The sequence below is a fragment of the Pseudonocardia ailaonensis genome, assembly GCF_039531635.1.
GTDB classification, from domain to species: Bacteria; Actinomycetota; Actinomycetes; order Mycobacteriales; family Pseudonocardiaceae; genus Pseudonocardia; species Pseudonocardia ailaonensis.
The window spans coordinates 138477-160330 of the sequence record NZ_BAAAQK010000001.1 but is presented as its reverse complement, the minus strand read 5'-3'; the positions used below and the strand labels follow the sequence as shown (position 1 = coordinate 160330).

Sequence of the window (21854 nt, the reverse complement as noted above, 5' to 3'; positions counted from 1 at the left end):
GTCAGCCCGGGAGGAGGACGGGCTTGACCGTCCTGCCGGCCGCCGAGTCCGCCTCCGCCTCGTTGATCTGCGCGAGCGGGTACGTCCGGATCAGCCGGTCGAAGGGGAAGCGGCCCTGGCGCCACAGCTCGAGGAGCCGGGGGATGAAGATGTGGGGTTCCACGTTGCCCTCGAGCAGGTACGAAAGGGACCGGCCGCCGCCGAGGGCCTGGGGGCTCAGCACGATGTCCTCCCGGCCGATGCCGACCAGCCCGCAGAAGCCCCGGATCTGCAGGCTCGCCACGGCGGCCCGGATGACCGCGGGTGCCCCGGTCGTCTCGAACGAGTACAGGACCCCGCCGCCGGTGAGGTCGCGGATGCGGGCGGCGACGTCCGGGTCGGCGCCGTCGAGGGTGTGCGTGGCGCCCAGCTCCATGGCCAGGTCCCGGCGGTGGGCGTGCAGGTCGACCGCGATGATCGTGGTGGCGCCGGCCAGCCGGGCGGCCATCACCGCGGACAGGCCGACGGCCCCCGCGCCGAAGATCGCCACCGTCTCCCCGGGCCGCACACCCATCGCGACCAGGATCGACCCCGCGCCGGTCTGCACCCCGCAGCCCAACGGGCCCAGCATCTCCAGCGGCAGGTCGACATCGTCGATCTTCACCGCGTTGCGTTCGGTGGCGAGCGCGTACGTGGCGAACGAGGACTGGCCGAACCACCGGCTCCGCACCGCGTCGCCATCGAGCCGGTGTGCCCCCGGCGTGCCGTCCGTCCGGGTGCCGCCGTTGTTGAGCGGGGCGAACAGGTGGCAGTACGCCGGTTCGCCGATCCGGCAGCGGGGGCAGGTGCCGCAGGAGTCGAAGGTCAGCACGACCCGGTCGCCCGGGCGCAGAGAGCTCACGCCGCGCCCGACGGCCTCGACGACGCCGGAGCCCTCGTGACCGAAGACCATCGGCAGCCCCCAGCTCACGCCCGGGGCGAGGCGCGTCACCATGTCGGTGTGGCACATGCCGGTGCCGGCGACGCGGACCAGTACCTCGCCGTCGCGGGGTGCGTCGAGCTCGATCTCCTCGAGGGTGAACGGGCCGGTCGGCTCGGCCAGCACTGCGGCCCGAACGCGCATGGGAGGTCGCCTTTCGTCGCGGGGGGAGGAGCAGACCGGGTGTCCGGACGGGAGCGGGACGCGCCGCGGCCTCTCGGTCGGTCGACCCCCGTGGCCACCACCGTCTACTGTAGACGGCGCGGCGCGCGCGGGATGTCGATCGACGACCGCGCGGACGTTATCCACGCGGCGGCAATCGGGCAGCCGTCATTTGACGGCCCTTTCCGATCGTCATGTCACAACGATGGCCGTCATCGGCGGCTGGACTCGGCGAAACCGCTCTGCTTCAATCCGAAAAAGCCGAATCGCCTGCCGCATCGCCACGGTCGAAGCGAGGCGCCGACGTTCGATGTCGCCGCTGCCGGCCGAATTCGCATCGATTCCGACTTGCTGATCCGACGCTGCCGACCCGAGGGAACGACGATGACGTGTGACCTTGCCCAGCAACCCGCGATGCCGACGGGGGCATCGGCGTGAGCCCCGTCGGGACGGCACCCCTGCACGGCCTCCAGGTGCTCGACCTGACCACCGGTGTCGCCGGGCCGATCGTGGGGCAGTTCCTGGCGGACTTCGGCGCCGAGGTCGTGAAGGTCGAGCCGCCGTCGGGTGACCCGGCGCGGGCGCTGCCCGGGTTCGCCGTGTGGAACCGCGGCAAGAGGTCGATCGTCGAGCCGTCGGGGCCGACGTCGGAGCGGCTGCGCGCGCTGGTGGCCGGAGCGGACGTCCTGCTCGTCACCACCCGCGACCAGCTCGACCGGGTCGGTCTGGACCGGGAGGCGCTGCTGCGCGAGCACCCGACGCTGCTCCTCACGGAGGTCCCGCCCTACGCCGGTGACGCCCCGTGGCACGGGGGGCACGAGTCGAACGGGCTGCTCGCCGCGGCGGCCGGTGTCGCGTGGCGGCAGTCCTCCTTCGACGGTGGTCCCGTCGAGCAGGTCAGCCCGCACCTGCTCTACGTCCACGGCCTGTGGGCGACGGTCTGCACCGTCGCCGCCCTCACCGAACGCGAACGGTCCGGCTTCGGGCAGGTCGTGTCCGTCAACGCCGTCAACGGCGTGCAGGTGCCCGCCTTCGGCTCGATGACCGTCGATCCCGCCGAGGACGACCCGCCCACCGACATCGGCCCGGGCGGGCGGCACCCCACCTACACCCGCCACCAGGCGGGGGACGGGCTGTGGCTGGCCTCGGGTGCGCTCGGCGGCAAGTTCGAGCTGGCGCTGCTCGGGATGCTCGGGCTGAGCCACCTGCTCGAGGACGACCGGATGGGCGGTCGGATCGAGAACCTCATCCTGCCGGCGAACTACACCTGGCTGGCCAAGGAGATCCGGACCGCGTTCCTGTCCCGGCCCCGCGACGAGTGGCTGGCGATGATGCCCGGGCTGGGCATCCCGTGCGGCCCCGTCGAGCAGCCGGGCGGCTGGCTCGACCACGAGCAGATCAAGGCCATCGGCATGCGGGCCGAGGTCGACGACGCCGAGCGCGGCCGCGTGGTCATGCCCGGCATCCCGCTCGTCCTCACCGGCTCGCCGGGCCGGGTCACCGACGGTGCGCCCACGCTCGGGGCGCACGACGGCGAGGACCTCGCCCGTGCCCCGCGCCCGGTGCCGGCCGGCAAGCCGCCGATGTCGGCCGGGCCGCTGCGCGGCTACCGGATCGTCGACATGGGCACCTTCGTCGCCGGGCCCTACGCGGGCTCGCTGCTCGCCGAGCTCGGTGCGGACGTCGTCAAGCTCGAACCCGCGGCCGGGGACCCGTTCCGCAGCTCGGGTTTCGTGGTCAACCGCGGGATGCGGAGCGTGGCCATCGACCTGCGGACGCCGGCGGGCCTCGCGGCGTTCCGGGAGCTGGCGGCGGTGAGCGACGTCGTGCTCGACTCGCTCCGACCGGGCGTGACGGCGAAGCTGGGCATCGACCACGACTCGCTGGCCGAGGTCCGCCCGGACATCGTCACCGTCTCGCTGTCGGCGTTCGGCGCCGCGGGCCCGTTGGCCCACCGGCCCGGTGTGGACATGGTCCTGTCCGCGATGAGCGGCATGATGATCGCCCAGGGCGGCGACGACGAGCCGGTGGTCAACACCATGCCGCTGATCGACGCGACGACCGCCGCGATGCTCGTCCTGACCACCACGCTCTCGCTCTACCACCACGAGCGCACCGGGGAGGGCCAGCACGCCTGGTCGTCGCTGGCCGCGTCGGCGGCGTTCCTGCAGAGCGGGGAGCTGGTGGACTTCGCGGGCCGGCCCCCGGCGCCCGTCGGCGGCCGGGACCTGCGCGGCTTCGGCCCGTTCGACCGCTACTACCGGGTGGCCGACGGGTGGCTGCGGATCCAGACCACCGATCGGCCGAGCGCGGAGGACCTCGCCCGCCACGGCATCGTGGTCCGGGCGACCGAGTACGAGGCGGACCCCGCGGCGGAGCTGGCGGCGGCCCTCGCCGGCCTCGGCGCCGTGCAGGCGCGGGACCGGTTCGCGGCCCTCGGCATCGCGTCCCATCCGGCGCGGCTGGTGTCGGAGGTGGTCCGGGATCCGGACCTCGTCGCCCAGGAGATCGTGCACGTGCGGCAGGCGGCGTCGACCTACGTGAGCACCGGGCGCTACGCCACGTTCGGCCGCACGCCGCGCTTCGGGCCGCTGCACCCGCCGGGCAAGGGCGAGCACACCCGCTCGGTGCTGCGCGGAGCCGGCCTCACGGACGAGCTGATCGACCAGCTCGAGCGGGACGGCGTCGTCGAGACCGGGCCGCCGATGGAGCAGCGGGTGCCCACGGCCTACCGGTGAGCCGGCACCCGGGGCCGCTCAGCTGCCGGCCGACGAGAGCGCGTCCCGGAGGCCGGCCCGGGACTTGATGCCCAGCTTCGGGAAGATCCGGTAGAGCAGCGTGGACACGGTCCGCGGCGACAGGAACAGCTTCTGCCCGATCTCCTTGTTGGTCAGGCCCTGCGCGGCGAGGTTCGCGATCTGCAGCTCCTGGGGGGTCAAGGCCGCACCGAAGCGGGCCGAGCGGCCCGACGTGGCCCGCAGCTCGCCCTTGGCCCGGGCCACCCAGGGGCGGGCACCCATCTCGGAGAACTGTTCGTAGGCGCTCTCGAGCACGTCCCGGGCCCGGCTGGTGGCCTTGCGCCGGCGCAGCCACTCGCCGTAGCAGAGCTGGACCCGCGCGTACTCGAAGCGCCACCGCTCGGCGCCGGGGGCCGCGAGGGCGGCCGCGAACAGGTCCTCGGCCGCCGGGCCCTGCTGGGCCAGGGCGGCCGCCCCACCGACCAGGAGCCCGAGCCGGGACGAGAGCGCGCCGAGCCCGATCTCGTGGGCGGCGGCCACGTGGGCGGTCGCCTCCGCGGTGCGCCCGGTGCGGACCGACGCCTCGACCAGGTCCAGGACGGCCCACATCGCCAGCGGGGAGTGCGGGGCGAAGGTCGCGGGCGGGCTGAGCCGGGACGCGTGCCCGTAGGCCTCCTCGAAGTCGCCGCGCCCGATCGCGGCGAGTGAGCAGGCGTAGGTCGCCATCTGCTCGGGCAGCCGCATCCGGCGGGCGGCGCCCCACCGGTACATCTTCTCGGTCATCGTGTCGAGCAGCGCCTCGTCCCCCTGCCCGGCGGCGAGGAGGGCGCGGTGGAACAGGTTCTGGTAGCGGATGACGTCGTCGCCGAGGGTGTCCCGCAGGTGCAGCGCCTCGTCGTTGAGCTGCTGGCAGGCCGTCCACTCACCGCAGAGGAACGAGTCCAGCGAGAGCATGCCCAGCGCGGGCAGCGAGATCAGCGTCGCCTCGCCCTGCCGGCCCGCCTCCACCAGGCTCCACAGCCGGGGGCGGCAGGCGGCGATCCGGTCGATCCACGTGCCGAGGCCGGCGACGGTCACGACCTGCTCGGGGTCCCGCTCGTTCTCCAGGGCGACGATCGCGCGGTCGAGCTCCTCGACGTGCGCCGTCGGCACGTGCGCCGCGTCCCGCCACATCGTGTCGCGCAGCCGCAGGACCATGGGCGCCGCCGGCCCCAGCCCGGCGACGAGCTCGTGGAAGGGCTCCCAGAGGTCCGCCCGGCCGGCGTTGAAGCCGATGCCCCCGAGCACCCCGAGGGCATCCGCGAGGGTCTTGTCGGTGGGGGACAGCGACGGGGCGTGGCGGGCGATGACCTCGCACAGCACGGCATGGGGGGTGTCGACGTCGCTCTCCCGGTTCAGCAGGAGATGGGCGCCGGCCGCGGCGGCGTACAGCGCGCCGTCGGAGTCCGGGTCGAGCTCGTCGATCCGCCGGACGATGTCGGACCGGTGGCTGCCGTCACCGGTCACCCGGGTCCCGAGGTACGCCGCCTTCGCGAGCCGCCGCCCGCGGTCCGCCGCGGCCGGGCTGAGCTCCGCCGCGCGGGTGAGCGCGGCGCCCGCGCGGGACACGTCGCCGCGGGCCTGGGTGAGGTCCGCCGCGCGTTCGAGCAGCCCTGCCGTCTCCTCGTCGGGCGCGGTGGCCGCGGCGGCGAGGTGCCAGGCCCGGCGGACCGGATCGTTCGTGCGCACCGCGGCCAGCATCCGGTGGGCGTGCCGGCGCTCCGGGGCGGTGGACCGGGCCACCACGGTGGACCGGATCAGCGGATGCCGGAAGGTCACCCGGCCGGACTCCAGCCGGACGAGCTGCGCCTCCTCGGCGGGCCCGAGCTCGGTGAGCCAGTCCCCGGTCTGGGTCTCCGCGGGGGTCTCCCGGTCCGTGTTGCCCCCGTCGAGCGCGGCGATCAGCAGCGACTCCCGGGTCCGCTCCGGCAGGTCGCGGATCTGGCCCGCGAACACTGCCTGGAGGTTGCTGGTGAGCGGCAGCGAGGCCGGCAGGGGCTCCAGCGCGTCCCGCTGGTCCGCGGTCAGGCTCTTCGGCAGCTCGAGCAGCGCGAGCGGGTTGCCGTCGGCCAGTTCCAGGACCCGGCGCCGGACCTCGTCGGCGAGCCGGGGGTGACGGGAGTCGAGCAGGTTGCCCGAGGAGGCCTCGTCGAGGCGGTCGAGCTCGACCCGGGGGAGCCGGGCCCACGTCGAGTCGCCCTCGTCGGCCGCGCGGATGCTGACGAGCAGCCCGGCGCGGGTGCCGGCGAGGCGCCGGGTCAGGAACCCGAGCACGGTCGCGCTGGCCCGGTCCAGCCACTGCACGTCGTCCACGACCACGAGCAGCGGGGCATGGGCCGAGGTCGACCGCACGAGCTCCAGCGCCGCGTTGCACACGACCAGCCGCTCCGGGCGCGGCCCGATCGCCAGCCCGAGGGCGACCAGCAGCGGGGTGCGCAGCTCCGGGGACGGATCGGCCGAGTACGGGGTGAGCTGGTCGTAGACGTGGCCGAGCCCGGCGTAGCTGAGGTCGGCCTCGAACTCGACCCCGCTCGTCCGCACGACCCGCACGCCCCGCGCGCGGGCCGCGTCGGCCGCGACGTCGAGGAGCACGGACTTGCCGGTCCCGGGCGCCCCCGACAGCAGCAGGGGGGCACCGGCCTCGGTGAGCCCGTCCACGAAGTCGAGCACGCGCTCGATCTCGTCCGCCCGCCCGATCAGGCGGGTCGGGTGTTCCGGTGCGGTTCCGGTCTGGTTCGCCCGCGCCTTCTCCGACGTGGTCAGCGTCGCTCATCCTCCTTCGCGCCCTTGCGAGCGCGGAGCCACCGGCACACTCCTCGCGCCCCCCGGGGGGTGTGAGCATGATCGGCCTGCCGCGCGCGGAAAGCCTACGCAGCCCGGTCGGGGGCGACAAGGCCACCGCCGCTCGGACCGTGGCCGGGCCGTACGTCAGATGACGACAGGAAGTTCAGTCAGCCGACGGCATCGCCTCGCCGGAGAGAGGCCGGAAGCTGACCGGGTCGCCCCGGCTTCCGGCCCGGGTGCCTCCGGACGATTTCCGGCCGTTTCCCGTTCCTCGCGCACCGCGCGTCGACAGCGGACGACTCGCCGGTTGAAGGTTCTCGGGAAGGTAACAATGGAGTTCGTGGAAGAGTCCGCACCGAGCGCAACCGAGTCCCGGCGGCTGGTGAAGTTCTCACCGCCGTACCGGGGCGAGAACGTCGCGCAGCCGACGTTCGACCTCATCGACGTCGAGTACGACGGGCCGATCGGGCGCATCGTGCTGAACTCGCCGGAGAAGCGCAATCCGCTGGGCTACGAGCGGCTGCTGCAGATCGAGATGGCCGCGAAGCTCATGGAGCTCAACGACGACGTGCGGGTCATCATCATCAAGGGCCAGGGCAAGGACTTCTGCGCGGGCTTCGACATCACCCCGGTCAAGCCGGGGGAGCCGGTGCGGAACATGCCGGAGAACGGCTACATCCACCCGGACCGCGACAACATCTGGCAGTCCTACGACCTCGAGCACCTGCGCGTCTTCACGACGCTGTTCGAGCTGCAGAAGCCGGTGATCGCCCAGATCCACGGCCACTGCCTCGCGGGCGGCACCGAGCTCGCCGGGTTCTGCGACCTGCGCGTGGTCGCGGAGGACGCGAAGATCGGCTACCCGGTCACCCGGAACTGGTCGTCGGGCAACCTGCAGTACATCCCGTGGCTGGTCGGGATGACCAAGGCCAAGTACTACATGTTCACCGGCGAGCCGATGGACGGCGTGGAGGCGCTGCGCTGCGGCTGGGCCTCGGAGGCCGTGCCCGCGGACGAGCTGGAGGCCCGCACCGAGGAGCTGGCCCGGAAGATCGCGCTGACGCCGACCGACCTGATCATGCTGACCAAGCGGAGCATCAACCGCCAGTTCGAGGTCATGGGCATGCACACCGGGCTGCGCTCCAGCGTCGACATCTGGGCGCTCGCCGTGATGCGGCTGATGGCCAAGAACGACAAGGACAACAGCGGCGACGAGTTCCACCGGATCGCCCACACCGAGGGCCTCAAGGCGGCGCTCAGCTGGCGGGACAAGACGTTCGGGGCGAACTACCGAACCGCGCGCCACGCCGAGGAGAACGGAACGGGTGCCGCGGCCGCCGACGGTGACGGGGCGCCCGCCGAGCACTCACCCGCCTAGTACCCCGCCCCCGCTACCGACACCCTTCTTCACAGACGAGGAAACCATGACGACGACGGAGCAGTTCCGTACCGAGGTGCCGTTGCGCCGGACGGACAGGTTCTACATCGGTGGCGAGTGGGTGGCGCCCTCGACGGACTCGACGATCGACGTGGTCGACTCGGCGACCGAGGAGCTGTTCTTCCGGGTGGCCGAGGCGCAGGCCGCGGACGTCGACCGGGCGGTCACGGCGGCGCGGCGGGCGTTCGACGAGGGGCCCTGGCCCACGCTGAGCCACACCGAGCGGGCCGGGTACCTCAGTGCGCTCGGTGAGGGACTGCGGGCACGGACCGCGGACGCGACCCAGATCTGGCCGCGGGAGTCGGGGGTGGTCCACGGTCTCGCGCAGCTCATGGTGGGTGCCGTGGCCCTCGACTACCAGTCCTATGCGGACCTGGCCGAGACCTACCCGTTCGAGGAGCCGGCGCCGGCGACCCCGCGCCGTCCCTTCGCCATGCTGGTGCGGGAGCCGGTCGGGGTGGTGGCGGCGATCATCCCGTGGAACGGGCCGCTGGGCCTGATCGCGCACAAGATCGCGCCGGCGCTGCTCGCGGGGTGCACGGTGGTGCTCAAGGCGTCGCCGGAGGCGCCCGGCAGCGCGTATCTGATGGCCGAGATCGCGGAGTCGATCGGGCTGCCGGCCGGTGTGCTCAACGTCGTCACGGCGGACCGGGAGGTGTCCGAGCTGCTGGTCCGGGACCCGCGGGTGGACAAGATCTCCTTCACGGGGTCGACGGCGGCGGGGCGGCGGATCGCGTCGCTGTGCGGGGACCGGATCGCCCGCTACACCCTGGAGCTGGGCGGGAAGTCCGCCGCGGTGGTCCTCGACGACGTCGACCTGGGGAAGACCGCCGCGACCCTGGCGGCCGCGGAGTGTGTCATCAGCGGGCAGGTGTGTTCCTCGCTCACCCGGATCGTGGTGTCCCGCAAGCGTCACGACGCGTTGGTGGAGGCCCTGGCGTCGACGTTCGGGCAGGTCCGGGTCGGTGACCCGTTCGACTCGTCGTCGCAGATGGGGCCGCTGGCCGCGGAGCGTCAGCGGACCCGGGTGCTGGGGCTGATCGAGAAGGGCAAGGCCGAGGGTGCGACGTTGGCCGCCGGTGGGGGCCGTCCGGCGCACCTGGAGCGGGGCTGGTTCGTGGAGCCCACGGTGTTCGGCAACGTGGACAACGACTCCACGATCGCCCGGGAGGAGATCTTCGGGCCGGTGCTGACGGTGATCCCGGCCGAGGACGAACAGGACGCGGTGCGGATCGCGAACGACACCATCTACGGGCTCAACGCCTCGGTGTTCACCGACGACGTGGACCGGGCTCTGGCCGTCGCCCGCAAGATCCGGTCCGGCACGGTGGGGCACAACAACTTCCGCACGGACTTCTCCATCGGCTTCGGCGGGTTCAAACAGTCCGGCGTCGGCCGCGAGGGCGGCAAGGAGGGCCTGTTCCCCTATCTGGAGAGCAAGACCGTGATCCTCGAGGGCATCCCGCAGGGCTACGAGTGACCGAGCTCGACGTCGTCACCGCCTGGCTCCGCCGCTTCGGGACCGCCCTGGGCACCGGCGGCGCCGCGGAGCTCTTCCGGGCCGACGGGTGGTGGCGGGACCTGCTCGCCCTCTCCGGTGACCTGCGGACCTTCCAGGGCACCGACCGGATCGACAAGGGACTGGCGACCGCGGCGACGGGCTTCGTGGTCACCGGTGAGCCGGAGGTCGCGCCCGGCCCGGTGCTGCAGGCCACCTTCGCCTTCGAGACCGCCGTCCACCATGGCGACGGCGTGCTGCGGTTGGTCGAGGAGGACGGCGAGTGGCGCGCCTGGACGCTGCTCACCTCGGCCCGGGAGCTGAAGGGGCGCGAGGAGGCGGTCGGTGCGCGCCGGCCCCGCGGCAGCGAGGACCACGTCCCCGGCGGCCCGAGCTGGGGGCGGACCCGTGCGCGGCAACGGGAGTTCCTCGACGGGGATCCCGAGGTCGTCGTGGTCGGCGCGGGCCACTCGGGCCTCGGCCTGGCCGCCCGGCTGGGCCGGCTCGGGGTCCGGACGCTGGTCGTCGACCGCAACCCGAGGGTCGGGGACAACTGGCGCAACCGGTACGAGTCGCTGCGCCTGCACGATCCCGTCTGGTACGACCACCTCCCGTACCTGCCGTTCCCGTCCAGCTGGCCGGTGTTCACCCCCAAGGACAAGCTGGGGGACTGGCTGGAGCACTACGTCGATGCGCTCGACCTCGACGTCTGGACCGGCACGACGCTGACCTCCGGCAGCCACGACGGAACCGCCTGGGACCTCACCCTGCGGCGTGCCGACGGCACCGAACGCCGGCTGCGCCCGCGCGATCTCGTGCTCGCGACCGGGGTCAGCGGGACGGAGGCCCGGTGGCCGACGCTCCCGGGCTCGTTCGACGGCGGGCTGTTCCACTCCAGCACCTTCCCGGGCGGATCCGGGTTCGCGGGTGCCCGGGCGGTGGTCGTCGGCGGTGGGAACAGCGCTCACGACATCGCGCAGGACCTGGCCGTGCACGGTGCCTCGGTGACGATGGTGCAGCGCTCGAGCACCTACGTGGTCAGCGCGGCGGCCACCGCGACGGGCCTGGCCGGGATCTACGACGAGTCCGGTCCGCCCACCGAGCGGGCCGACCTGCTCATGGCCTCGATGCCGTTCCTCGCCGGCTGGGAGGCGAAGCGGGCGATGACCGCGCGGATGGCGGAGATCGACGCCGACCTGCACGCCGCCCTGGACCGCGCCGGTTTCCGGCGCAACAACGGCATCGAGGGCACCGGGGCGTCGATGCTGTTCGTGACCCGGGGCGGGGGCTACTACATCGACGTCGGCTGTTCCGGCCTCATCGCGGACGGCACGATCGCCGTCCGCCCGGGATCGCCGACCGCGTTGACGCCGACCGGCCTCACCCTCGACGACGGCTCGGTGCTCGAAGCCGACGTCGTCGTCCTGGCCACCGGTTACCACGGCATGGTCGAGACGGCCCGCACCCTGCTCGGCGACGAGGTCGCGAACCGTTGCGGGCCGGTCTGGGGCCTCGACGAGGAGGGCGAGCTGCAGGGGATGTGGCGGCGTACCGGGCAGCCGGGGCTGTGGTTCATGGGGGGCAACCTCGCGATGGCCCGCTTCTACGGCCGCGTCCTCGCCCTGCAGCTCACCGGGGGCCACCCGTCCCCGGACGCCGGGGGCGCGGCATGAGCACGTGGCCCCGCCAGGCCGCGCCCTCGGACGGCACCGAGCACCGGCTCGCCGTCGAGCGGCGCGGCCGGGTCCTGCTGATGCGCATGGAACGCACGGACAAGCGCAACGCGATCGACGCCGCCATGACCGCGGCCCTGGACGCCGCGTTGAACCTGCTCGACGACTCGCCCGAGCTGCGCTGCGGTGTCCTCAGCGGCGGCCCGGACGTGTTCTGCGCCGGTACCGACCTCGGCACCGGCCCCGGGGAGCCCACCGCCCGCGGCGGGCCGTACGGGCTGGCGGCGCGGCGCCGGTCGACGCCGCTGATCGCCGCGGTCGAGGGCGTGGCGTACGGGGGCGGCTTCGAGATCGCGTTGTCCTGCGACGTCGTGGTCGCCTCCCGGTCGGCGCGGTTCGGCCTCCCCGAGGTGACGCACGGCGTGGTCGCCAACTGCGGCGCGCTCTTCCGGGCGGACCGCTCCCTGCCCCTCACGGTCGCCAGGCAGCTGCTGCTCACCGGGCTCCCGCTGCCGGCACCGCGGGCGTACGAGCTCGGGCTCGTCGGCGAGCTCGTGGCCGACGGTGGCGCCGAGGCGGCCGCCCTCGCGATGGCCGAGGTCGTCAGCGCCAACTCGCCGGTCGCGGTCACGGCGACGCTCGAGGCGCTGCAGGGCGTCGTCGCCGACGCCGAGGCGCGGGGATGGGAGCTCACCCGGGCGGCGGACGCCGCGATCGCCGGGTCCGAGGACCGGGCCGAGGGCATCGCGTCGTTCCTCGAGAAGCGCAGTCCGCAGTGGACCGGGCGCTGAGACGTGCTCTGCCGTCGGGAACGAGAGCGGGGGACGACGTGCACCGGGTGATCTGTTCCGGGTTCGCGGAGCCCGCGCGCCTGGAGCTGCGGACCGAAGGGACCCCGAGTCCGGGGCCGGGGGAGGTCCTCGTCGCCGTCGAGGCGGCCGGGATCGGCTTCGTCGACAACCTGATCGCGAAGGGGCTCTACCAGGTCCGGCCGCCGCTGCCCTACACCCCGGGCCTCACGGCGGCCGGGCACGTGGCCGCCGTCGGCGCGGGCGTCACCTCACCGGTCGTGGGCGACCGGGTCGCCGTCCTGCTCACCGGCTACGGCGGCTGCGCCTCGCACCTGCTCCGGCCGGCCGGCACCGTGGTGCCGATCCCGGACGAGGTCTCCGCCGACATCGCCGCCACGGCGATCGAGAACTACGGCACCGTGCTGTACGCGGTGACCGAGCGCGTCGTCATCCGGCCCGGCACGGCGGTGGTGGTGCTGGGAGCCGGCGGGGGGATCGGCCTGGCGGCCGTCGACGTGGCCCGCGCCCTCGGGGCCCGGGTGGTCGCCGTGGCCTCCACCGAGGCGAAACGGGCCGCGGCCCTGGCCGCGGGTGCCCACACCGCCCTCGGCTACGAGAACCTCAAGAACGGCATTCGGGAGGCGACGGGCGGCGGCGCCGACGTCGTCGTCGATCCCGTCGGGGGAGAGGCCACGGAGCAGGCGCTGCGCGCGCTGGCGGCCGGCGGCACCCTCTGCGTGATCGGCTTCGCCTCGGGCGGGATCCCGCGCCTGCCCGCCAACGTCGTGCTGCTCCGCAACCGGTCCGTGGTCGGCGTCGACTGGGGCGACTGGTCCCGCGAGGACGAGGGCGCCGCCCGCGAGCTCGTCCGGGACATGCTGTCGCGCATCGCCGGGGGCGAGATCCACCCGCCGGTGCCGGAGCCCGTGGCCTTCGCCGACGCCGCCGCGGCATTCGGGCGGATCGACCGGGGCGAGGTCGTGGGCAAGCTGGTGCTGCGGCCGTGAGCGGCGCGCCGGCACCCGGGACGAACGGAAGGACACACATGAGCGCGGAGCAGGCCGGAGGGTCGTGGTGAGCGGGATGCTGGAGGGTGCCGTCGCCGTCGTCACGGGGGCCGCCTCGGGCATCGGCGAGGCGACGACGCGGCTGCTCGTCGAGCACGGGGCCCGGGTCGCCGCGCTCGACCGGACCGGCCGGGCGAAGGGCCCGGACCTGCTGTCCGTGGCCGCGGACGTCGCCGACGCGGACTCCGTGGAGCGCGCGTTCGCCGAGGTGACGCAGCGGCTGGGCCCGCCGGACGTCGTCGTCCACTCCGCGGGGACGGACGACCGCGAGATCAAGGACCTGGTGGCGCGCCAGCGGGCGGCCGGCGAGCCCGTGCTGAGCCTGCCGGAGATCACCCTGGACCGGTGGCGGCGGATGCAGGCGGTCAACCTCGACGGCAGCTTCCACGTGCTGCGCAGCGCGGCCGCCCGGATGCTCGAGCTCCGCCGGGGGGCGATCGTGCTCGTCGGGTCCGAGAGCGGTGTGCACGGGCTCGGGGGGCTCGCGCACTACAGCGCGTCCAAGGGCGGTGTGCACGCACTGACGCGGAGCGCGGCGGTGGAGCTGGCCCCCTTCGGGATCCGTGTCAACGCCATCGCCCCCGGCGTCATCGACACCCCGATGGCGCGCCGTACGAAGGCCGTCGCGGCCGGCCAGGTGCCCGTACCGCTGGGCCGGATCGGGGACTCGTCGGAGATCGCGAAGGTCGCGCTGTTCCTCGTCTCCGATCTCGCGTCCTACGTCGTCGGCGAGGTCGTGCACGTCGACGGGGGGCGGATGGCGTGCTGACGTGGGGTCCGACCGACAACCATCGTGGGAGAATCATCTGATGGCACTGCAGACCGAGAAGCTGTACCTGTCCGGGGAGTGGGTGGAGAGCACCGGTGCGGAGACGATCCCGGTGGTCGATCCCAGCACGGAGGAGGTCATCGGGGCCGTGCCGGCGGGTACGGCGGAGGACGTGGAGCGCGCGGTCGGGGCCGCGGTGGCGGCCTTCCCCGCGTGGGCGGCGACGAGCCGCGCGGAGCGCGCGGAGTACCTGCGCAGGTTGCAGGAGGGTCTGGCCAAGCGGGCCGAGGAGATCGCGGTGACGATCTCGAAGGACGTGGGCACGCCGGCGCGGATCGCGAGCCGGATCCAGGCGGCGTTGCCGCAGACGGACGTGGCCACCTATGTCGAGCTGCTGGAGGGCGAGGGGCCCGAGGAGCGGGTGGGGAACTCGCTGGTCGTGCGGGAGCCGGTCGGGGTGGTCGCGGCGATCACGCCGTGGAACTACCCGTTGCACCAGATCACGGCGAAGATCGCGCCGGCGCTGGCGGCCGGTTGCACGGTCGTGGTGAAGCCGAGTGAGGTGGCGCCGCTGGTGGTGCGGTTGTTGTTCGAGGCGGTCGAGGAGGCGGGCCTGCCGGCCGGGGTGATCAACCTGGTGCACGGGCACGGTCCGACGATCGGTGAGGCGCTCGTGGGTCATGCCGATGTGGACATGGTGTCGTTCACCGGCTCGGTCCGCGCGGGGGCGCGGGTGGCGGAGGTGGCGGCGCGGACGGTCAAGAAGGTCACCCTGGAGCTGGGTGGCAAGTCCGCGAACGTGCTGCTCGACGACGCGGACTTCGCGTCGGCGGTGAAGATGGGGGTCGCGAACGCGTTCCTCAACGGCGGCCAGACGTGCACGGCGTGGACCCGGCTCGTGGTTCCGGCGGACCGTCAGGCCGAGGTGCTGGAGCTGGCGAGGCAGGCGGCCGAGGGGTTCGTGCCGGGGGATCCGCTGGACCCGAAGACGAAGCTCGGTCCGATGGTGTCGGCGGCGCAGCGGGACCGGGTGCGGGAGTACATCGCGAAGGGTGTCGAGGAGGGCGCACGTCTGGTCACGGGCGGGGCCGAGGCTCCCGAGGGGCGGGCGAAGGGTTTCTTCGTGGCGCCGACGGTGTTCGGTGATGTGGACCCGGACTCGACGATCGCGCAGGAGGAGATCTTCGGGCCGGTCCTGTCGGTGATCCCGTACCGGGACGAGGAGGAGGCCCTGGCGATCGCGAACAACTCCCAGTACGGGCTGCACGGCGCGGTGTGGTCGGCGGACCAGGAGCGGGCGTTGGCGTTCGCGCGGCGGGTGCGGACCGGGCAGATCGACGTCAACGGTGGTGCGTACAACCCGTTGGCGCCCTTCGGCGGGTACAAGCGTTCCGGTGTCGGGCGGGAGATGGGGCGCCCCGGCCTGGAGGAGTACCAGGAGATCAAGTCCATCCAGCTGTGACGTCCGCGCGTCCCGGTCAGATGACGCCGGCGTCGGACAGGGCGGCGAGCTCGGCGCCGGACAGGCCGAGGACGCCACCGTAGACGTCGGCGTTGTGGGCGCCGGGACGCGCCGGCCCCGCCCAGCGGACGGAGCCGGGGGTGCCGTCGAGGACCGGCATCACGCCGGGCCCGAGGATGTCGCGCCCCACCGCGGTGTCGTGGTGGGGGACGAGCATGTCCCGGGCCCGGAACTGCGGGTTGCGGACGACCTCGGCGACCGTGTCCACCGGCCCCACGACGACCCCGGCGGCCTCGAGCAGCGCGGTCAGGTCGTCGGCGTCGTGGCGGGAGGCCCAGTCGGCGACGATCGCGTCGATCTCGTCCTGGTTCTCCCCGCGGGCGAGATGGGTGGCGAACCGCGGGTCGGTGACGAGGTCCTCGCGCCGCATCGCCCCGCACAGCCGGGCGAAGACGGTGTCCTGGTTGGCGGCGATGATCAGCCAGCGACCGTCGGCGCAGCGGTACAGGTTGGACGGGGCGAGCTTGTCCAGGCGGGTGCCGGAGGGCTGGCGCACGTGGCCGGTCGCGTCGTAGTCGGGGATGACGGACTCCAGCATCGCCAGGCAGGCCTCGGCGAGGGCGACGTCGACCACCTGCCCGCGACCTGCGCGCGGACCGCCCGCCTGCCCGCGCGCGAACAGCGCGGTGAGCACGCCCTGCACGGCGAACATGCCCCCCAGCGAGTCGCCGATGGACAGTGCCGCGCGGGGCGGCGGTCCGCCGGGGAACCCGTTGAGGTGGCGCATGCCGCCGACGGCCTCGGCGACCGAGGCGTAGCCCGGGCGCTCGGCCTGCGGCCCGGTCTGCCCGTAGCCGGACACCCGGGCGAGGACCAGGCCCGGGTTGCGCCGGGACAGGACGTCGTAGCCGAGGCCCCACCGTTCGAGGGTGCCCGGGCGGAAGCTCTCCACGACGACGTCGGCGGTGTCGACCAGCCGGAGGAACAGGTCGCGGCCCTCGTCGCGGCGCAGGTCCAGCGTGACGCACCGCTTGTTGCGGGCGTGGACGGTCCAGAAGAAGTGATGGCCGTCCTCCTCGGCCTGGCCCCAGACGCGCAACGGGTCCGGCCGGTCGGGGGCCTCGATCTTGATGACGTCGGCGCCGTGGTCGGCGAGCAGCCGGCCGCAGAACGGCCCGGCGATCAGCGTGCCGAGCTCCAGCACCCGGATCCCGTGCAGCGCCCCCGGGGCGGGGGTATCCGGCGTCTGGGTCGGCAGGTCGGTGGAGGACACCCGCCGACTCTAGGGAACCGGCCGTCGGGCCGGACACCCGCTCGGACGTTGCGGTTCCGGTGCACGATGGCCGGATGACGCAGATGACCCATCGGGACACCGCCGCGGGCGACGGTGCTCCGCTCCGCGTGCGGGCACTCGGCAGCTTCCACATCGGGGGAGAGGAGGTGCACCTGTCCGGGCTCGCGCCCGACGTCCTGCCGATCAGCGGCGGCATCGGGTCGGTGTCGATGGACCCGAACGGCGCCTACGAGGTCGGGCAGATGTACGTGCAGTTCGTGCGGCTGGCCGGCGAGCGGGACCGGGCGCCGGTCCTGCTGATGCACGGCGGCGGGATGACCGGGGCGATGTGGGAGTCCACTCCGGACGGCCGGACCGGCTGGCAGAGCCGGCTGCTCGAGGCGGGCCACGACGTCTACGTCGCCGACTCCGTCGAGCGCGGTCGCGCGTCCTGGGCCCGCTACCCGGACATCTACCCCGCGCCTCCGCTGTTCCGCAGCAAGAAGGACATCTGGGAGGCCTTCCGGATCGGGCCGATGGGCACCTACGAGGCCGATCCCGCGGCGCGGACCCCCTATCCCGCAACGGCTTTCCCGCTCGACGCGTTCGACCAGCTGGCCAAGCAGTGCGTCCCGCGCTGGACCCACACCGACGCGCTCGCCCTGGCGGCGTACCGGCGTTGCCTGGAGCGGATCGGCCCCTGCGCGCTGGTGGCCCACAGCCAGGGGTGCGCGTTCGCCTTCGCGCTCGCCGTGGAGATGCCGTCGCTCGTCGAGGCGGTGGTGGCGATCGAGCCGGGCGGGTTCCCCGGCCCGGACGCCGACCTCGCGTCGCTGGTCGACGTTCCGCTCGCGGTCCTGTGGGGCGACAACGTCGAGGATCATCCCTTCTGGGGGCCGACGCGGTTGCGCAGCAAGGACTTCGTCGACGCCGTGACGGCCGCCGGCGGCCGCGCCGAGCTGGTCGATCTGCCGACGGTCGGCATCGCGGGGAACTCGCACCTCCCGATGGGGGACCTCAACTCGGACGCCGTCGCCGCCCTCGTCACGGGCCGGTTGTCGGGGGCGCCGACCTGAGGGGCCCCACGGCCTCCATGAGCCCCCGCGCCTGGTCCACCAGCCCGGTCGCCGGCACGAGGACCTGGAAGACGAGGTGCTCGACCCCCGCGTCGAGGTACTCCTGCGCGCGCTCGCGGATCGAGCCCACGTCGCCCGCCAGGCAGTACCGCTCGACCGCGTGCTCGGGGAAGTCCTGCCCGTAGCGGCGGGAGAGGTGGTCGCGGGCGATCCGCCGCCCCTCCGTCACCGAGTCCGCCACGCAGCTGGAGACCATGTGCCCCAGGACGACCGTGGCCGGGTCACGACCGACGGCCGCGCAGTGGTCGGCGATCTCGGCGGCCGAGCGCGCGTACCGCTCCGGCGAGCAGAAGCCGCCGAGCCATCCCTGCCCGAACCGGGCGGTGCGCCGCAGGGCCGCCGACGACCGGCCCCCGACCCACACCGGCGTCCGGGTCGCCGGGGTCGGCAGCGGCTCGATCGTGACGTCGTCGAAGTCGAAGTAGGGCCCGTGGTGGCGGGCCCCGGGCCCCGACCACAGCGCCTCCAGCGCGGCCAGGGCGTCGTCCGTCCGCCGCCCGCGTTCGGTGATGTCGACGCCGGACGCCTCGAAGTCCTTGGCGCCCTCGCCCCCGACGCCGACGCCGAGCACCAGCCGCCCGCCCGACAGGGCCTGCAGCGAGTTGGCCTGCTTCGCCACCAGGCTCGGGTGGCGCAGCGGGAGCAGCAGCACGCCCGCCCCGAGCCGTACCCGCCGCGTGCACGCGGCGAAGTAGCTCAGCGCGGTGAAGATCTCCAGCGTCGGGTTGTGGAACGAGAGGTGCTCGCCGACCCAGACCGAGTCGTATCCGAGTGCCTCGGCGCTGCGGGCCGCGTCGCCGTAGTAGCCCACGTCGGGCATGCCGTCGGGGTACTGCCCGCTGATCTGGATCCCCAGCTCCACGGTCATGGTGTCGCTCCGTCCGTCTGCGGCCCGAGGACCGTGACTGCACAAACCACGAGCGACCGTATACGATCCGTCGAGCCATCGGAACCACTGTCCCCGGTACAGCAGGTCGTTCCGCCGGACCTGCCCATCGTCGGTGACAAAGTTGTGTACGAAAGGGGAGACCATGGGTCCACTCGACGGAGTGCGCGTGCTCGACATGGGCAACCTCGCCGCCGGCCCGATCACCACCACACTGCTGGGCGACCTCGGCGCGGAGGTGATCAAGATCGAGCATCCACGGGTCCCGGACTCCGCCCGCGGCTACGGGCCGCAGTACCGGGGCAGGTCCCTGTACTGGCGGTCGATCGGCAGGAACAAGCGCTGCGTGACCCTCGATCTCTCCCAGCCCGAGGGGCGGCCGGTGCTCGACGCCCTCCTCGAGCGGGCGGACATCGTGGTCGAGAACTTCCGGCCGGGAACCCTCGAGAAGTGGGGGATCACCTGGGAGGGCATGCAGGCGGTCAACCCGGGTCTGATCCTGCTGCGGACCAGCGCCTACGGGCAGGAGGGCCCGTACCGCGGGTACCCCGGCTTCGGCTCGATCGCCGAGGCCATGAGCGGCTACGCGTTCATCACCGGCGAGCCGGACGGGCCCCCGCAGCTCCCGCAGTTCCCGCTGGCCGACGGGCTGGCCGCCTACATGGGCGCCGTCGGTGTCCTCGCGGCACTGCAGCACCGCACGGTGACCGGGCGGGGGCAGTGGATCGACAACACCCTCTACGAGCCGATCATGCGCCTGATCGAGATCGTGAACATGGAGTACCGCCACCTCGGCACCGTGCGGCAGCGTTCGGGCAGCCGGCTGGTCGACTCGTCGCCGCGGGGCGCCTACCTCACCGCGACGAAGGACGCCTGGGTCGCGCTCTCGGGATCGAGCAACGCGACCGCCCTGCGGGTCCTGCGGGCGATCGGGCGGGACGACTGGGCCGATGATCCCGACCTCGCGACCAACCCGGGGCGGGTCCGGCGCAGCGACGAGATCCACCGGGCGCTCGCGGACTGGATCGGTGCCCACGAGGTCGAGGACGTGCTCGCGACCTTCCGGGCGGCCGACGCCCCCATCGGCCGGATCTACGACGCCTCGACGGCCACCGAGGATTCGCACTTCCGGGCCCGGGACACGTTCGTCGAGGTGGCGGACGACGACGGCGAGATGATCTCCGTGCAGAACGTGATGCCGCGGTTCTCCGAGACGCCGGGCGCGGTGCGCCGGCTCGGTGCGGCCCACGGCAGCGACACCGACGAGGTCTACGGCGAGCTGCTGGGGATCGCGGCCGAGCGGCTGGCCGCCCTGCGCGCGAGCGGGGTGATCTGATGGCGGCCCCGGTCCGCGGCGACGCGCGGGTCTCCCTGGCGGAGAGCCGCAGCTTCCTGTTCTGCCCGGCCAACGACCCCCGCAAGACCGGGCGCGTGGACGAGTTCGGTGCGGACGCCGTGGTCCTCGACCTCGAGGACGCCGTGCCGCCGCACGAGAAGGTGGGCGCGCGCGAGCCGGCCCGGAGGGCGCTCGCCGGCATCGCGTCCGCCCACGCCGGGGTGCGCAGCAACGGCCTGGACACCGGGCTGGCGCTCGACGACATCGCGGCGGTGGTCACCGAGGGGCTCGACTTCGTCGTCGTGCCGAAGGTGGGCACGCCGGAGGATCTGGCCACGCTCGACCGGCATCTCGGCGAGTGCGAGGAGCGGGCCGGGCTCGCACCGGGGTCCGTGGCGCTCGTGCCGCTGGTCGAGCGGGCAGGCGCGGTCCTGTCCGTCGCCGAGCTGGCCCGGGCGGCGCCGCAACGGGTGCCGCGGTTGGCCTTCGGCCTGGGCGACTTCTCGCTCGAGCTCGGCGTCTCCGTCGCGATGGGCGAGGCGGTCCTGACCGCGAAGTCCATGATCGTCATGGCGTCCGCCGCGGCCGGCCTCGCCCGTCCGGTCGACGGGCCCTACGTGACGCTGCAGGACCCGGACGGGTTGGCCGCCGACTCCGTCCGCAGCCACGCGCTGGGTTTCGGCGGCCGGGTCGTGGTGCATCCGCCCCAGGTCGGCCCCGTCAACGCCGCCTACCCGCTGGTCGACGTCGAGGCGCTGCGGCGTGCCGCCCGGCTGGTCGAGGCCTTCGAGGCCGTGATGGCCACCGGGAAGGCGGCGATGCGCCACGACGGGGAGTTCGTCGACTACCCGGGCTACCTGGCGGCCAAGCGGGTGCTGGCGCGCCGCTGACCGGCCGGGGCGAGGCCCCGGGCTACGGGACGAGGACGAGCTTGCCGCGCAGATGACCGCCGTCGAGCAGCCGGTGTGCGGCGCCGACCTGCTCGAACGGGAACGTCTCCTGCACGTGGACCCGGAGCTTGCGCTGGTCGACGAGGTCGACGAGCCCCCGCAGGGCGACCGGATCCGGGTCGACGGCGATGCCGCTGAACCGCATGCCGGCGGCCTCGAACCTGGCCGCGAGCCCGGCGTCCTCCTCCGCCGCCGCGGTCACGAGATGACCGCCCGGTCGCAGCACCCCGAGCGACCGTTCGACGGTGTCGCCGCCGATCGTGTCGAGCACGACGTCGACGTCGCCGACCACCTCGGCGAAGTCGACCGCGGTGTGGTCGATCACCTCGTCCGCACCGACACCCTCGACGAACTCCCGCTTGTCCGCCGCGGCGGTCGCGATCACGTGGGCACCGAGCGCCTTCGCGATCTGGATCGCGACGTGACCGACACCGCCACCTCCGCCGTGTACGAGCACGCGGTCGCCCTCGCCGACACCACCGAGGTCCACCAGGCCCTGCCACGCCGTCAGCCCGACGACCGGCAGCGCCGCCGCCTCGACGTGGGACAGCGAGTCCGGCTTGCGTGCCAGATGCAGTGCGGGCGCCGACACGATCTCGGCGTACGCGGCGGCCGGCCGCGGGAACAGCGGCATCCCGAACACCTCGTCGCCCGGCCTGAACCGCCACGTCTGCGGCGCGTCCTCGACCACGCCGCTGATGTCCCAACCGAGGACGAACGGCGGCCGGCCGATCAGCGGGAACTCGCCGGCGCGCACCCGCGCGTCCAGCGGGTTCAGCCCGATCGCCCTGGTGCGGACGAGGACCTCGGTCGGCATGGCCCGCGGCTCCGGTGCGTCCACGATGGTGAGCACCTCGGGACCGCCGAGCGTCTGTTGGGTGATGACTCGCATGG

The 21854-nt window shown here is 73.6% G+C and carries 17 protein-coding genes; 12 read left to right on the top strand and 5 right to left on the bottom strand.

Annotation, left to right across the window (positions count from 1 at the left end; all coding sequences use genetic code 11):
- Position 1 precedes the first annotated feature (1 nt).
- Positions 2 to 1102, bottom strand: a complete 1101-nt coding sequence (locus ABD324_RS00710; RefSeq protein WP_344411515.1) for an NAD(P)-dependent alcohol dehydrogenase — start codon at positions 1100 to 1102, stop codon at positions 2 to 4.
- A 90-nt stretch (positions 1103 to 1192) separates the two neighbouring features.
- Here ABD324_RS00710 and ABD324_RS00705 point away from each other — a divergent pair, with 90 nt between their 5' ends.
- Together ABD324_RS00705 and ABD324_RS00700 are read left to right on the top strand one after the other, a co-directional pair.
- On the top strand, positions 1193 to 1558 hold the full coding sequence (locus ABD324_RS00705; protein WP_344411514.1) for a hypothetical protein: 366 nt from the start codon (positions 1193 to 1195) through the stop codon (positions 1556 to 1558).
- Positions 1555 to 3858 carry a CoA transferase gene (locus ABD324_RS00700; RefSeq protein ID WP_344411513.1) on the top strand — a complete coding sequence of 768 codons (2304 nt, stop codon included), beginning with the start codon at positions 1555 to 1557 and terminating at the stop codon, positions 3856 to 3858. Before ABD324_RS00705 ends, ABD324_RS00700 begins: the two co-directional genes overlap by 4 nt.
- Before the next feature lie 18 nt (positions 3859 to 3876).
- Here ABD324_RS00700 and ABD324_RS00695 read toward each other — a convergent pair whose 3' ends face one another.
- Entirely contained in the window at positions 3877 to 6594 is a 2718-nt protein-coding gene (locus tag ABD324_RS00695; protein WP_344411797.1) for a helix-turn-helix transcriptional regulator, read from the bottom strand.
- A 418-nt stretch (positions 6595 to 7012) separates the two neighbouring features.
- Between ABD324_RS00695 and ABD324_RS00690 the strand changes: the two genes are divergently transcribed.
- From ABD324_RS00690 to ABD324_RS00660, 7 genes are all read left to right on the top strand, one after another.
- Positions 7013 to 8059, top strand: a complete 1047-nt coding sequence (locus tag ABD324_RS00690) for an enoyl-CoA hydratase-related protein (protein WP_344411512.1) — start codon at positions 7013 to 7015, stop codon at positions 8057 to 8059.
- Positions 8060 to 8105: 46 nt separating this feature from the next.
- Complete coding sequence (locus tag ABD324_RS00685; protein ID WP_344411511.1) at positions 8106 to 9599, top strand: aldehyde dehydrogenase; 1494 nt, start codon at positions 8106 to 8108, stop codon at positions 9597 to 9599.
- Positions 9596 to 11290, top strand: coding sequence for a flavin-containing monooxygenase (locus ABD324_RS00680; protein ID WP_344411510.1), 1695 nt, complete (start codon positions 9596 to 9598; stop codon positions 11288 to 11290). Before ABD324_RS00685 ends, ABD324_RS00680 begins: the two co-directional genes overlap by 4 nt.
- Positions 11287 to 12081 (top strand): enoyl-CoA hydratase-related protein, encoded by a 795-nt coding sequence (locus ABD324_RS00675; protein ID WP_344411509.1) that lies wholly within the window; start codon positions 11287 to 11289, stop codon positions 12079 to 12081. The genes ABD324_RS00680 and ABD324_RS00675 overlap by 4 nt, the downstream gene beginning before the upstream one ends.
- Before the next feature lie 47 nt (positions 12082 to 12128).
- Positions 12129 to 13088 carry a zinc-binding dehydrogenase gene (locus tag ABD324_RS00670; RefSeq protein WP_344411508.1) on the top strand — a complete coding sequence of 320 codons (960 nt, stop codon included), beginning with the start codon at positions 12129 to 12131 and terminating at the stop codon, positions 13086 to 13088.
- A 76-nt stretch (positions 13089 to 13164) separates the two neighbouring features.
- Positions 13165 to 13917, top strand: coding sequence for an SDR family NAD(P)-dependent oxidoreductase (locus tag ABD324_RS00665; RefSeq protein ID WP_344411796.1), 753 nt, complete (start codon positions 13165 to 13167; stop codon positions 13915 to 13917).
- 40 nt (positions 13918 to 13957) lie between these two features.
- On the top strand, positions 13958 to 15379 hold the full coding sequence (locus tag ABD324_RS00660) for an aldehyde dehydrogenase family protein (RefSeq protein ID WP_344411507.1): 1422 nt from the start codon (positions 13958 to 13960) through the stop codon (positions 15377 to 15379).
- Between the two features lie 16 nt (positions 15380 to 15395).
- On the opposite strand, the gene ABD324_RS00655 is transcribed toward ABD324_RS00660, so the two are convergent.
- Positions 15396 to 16652, bottom strand: coding sequence for a CaiB/BaiF CoA transferase family protein (locus ABD324_RS00655; protein WP_344411506.1), 1257 nt, complete (start codon positions 16650 to 16652; stop codon positions 15396 to 15398).
- A 74-nt stretch (positions 16653 to 16726) separates the two neighbouring features.
- On the opposite strand from ABD324_RS00655, the gene ABD324_RS00650 reads away from it, so the two are divergent.
- Positions 16727 to 17728 (top strand): alpha/beta hydrolase, encoded by a 1002-nt coding sequence (locus ABD324_RS00650; protein ID WP_344411505.1) that lies wholly within the window; start codon positions 16727 to 16729, stop codon positions 17726 to 17728.
- Here ABD324_RS00650 and ABD324_RS00645 read toward each other — a convergent pair.
- The gene (locus tag ABD324_RS00645) at positions 17697 to 18656 is read right to left on the bottom strand and encodes an LLM class flavin-dependent oxidoreductase (RefSeq protein WP_344411504.1); all 960 of its coding nucleotides are present in this window, start codon (positions 18654 to 18656) and stop codon (positions 17697 to 17699) included. The two genes, ABD324_RS00650 and ABD324_RS00645, sit on opposite strands and share 32 nt — an antisense overlap.
- A 163-nt stretch (positions 18657 to 18819) precedes the next feature.
- Here ABD324_RS00645 and ABD324_RS00640 point away from each other — a divergent pair, with 163 nt between their 5' ends.
- On the top strand, positions 18820 to 20010 hold the full coding sequence (locus tag ABD324_RS00640) for a CaiB/BaiF CoA transferase family protein (protein ID WP_344411503.1): 1191 nt from the start codon (positions 18820 to 18822) through the stop codon (positions 20008 to 20010).
- A complete protein-coding gene (locus ABD324_RS00635) occupies positions 20010 to 20900 on the top strand; it encodes an HpcH/HpaI aldolase/citrate lyase family protein (RefSeq protein ID WP_344411502.1) in 891 nt (296 codons plus the stop codon). Before ABD324_RS00640 ends, ABD324_RS00635 begins: the two co-directional genes overlap by 1 nt.
- 22 nt (positions 20901 to 20922) lie before the next feature.
- On the opposite strand, the gene ABD324_RS00630 is transcribed toward ABD324_RS00635, so the two are convergent.
- The gene (locus ABD324_RS00630) at positions 20923 to 21852 is read right to left on the bottom strand and encodes an NADP-dependent oxidoreductase (protein WP_344411501.1); all 930 of its coding nucleotides are present in this window, start codon (positions 21850 to 21852) and stop codon (positions 20923 to 20925) included.
- Positions 21853 to 21854 lie beyond the last annotated feature (2 nt).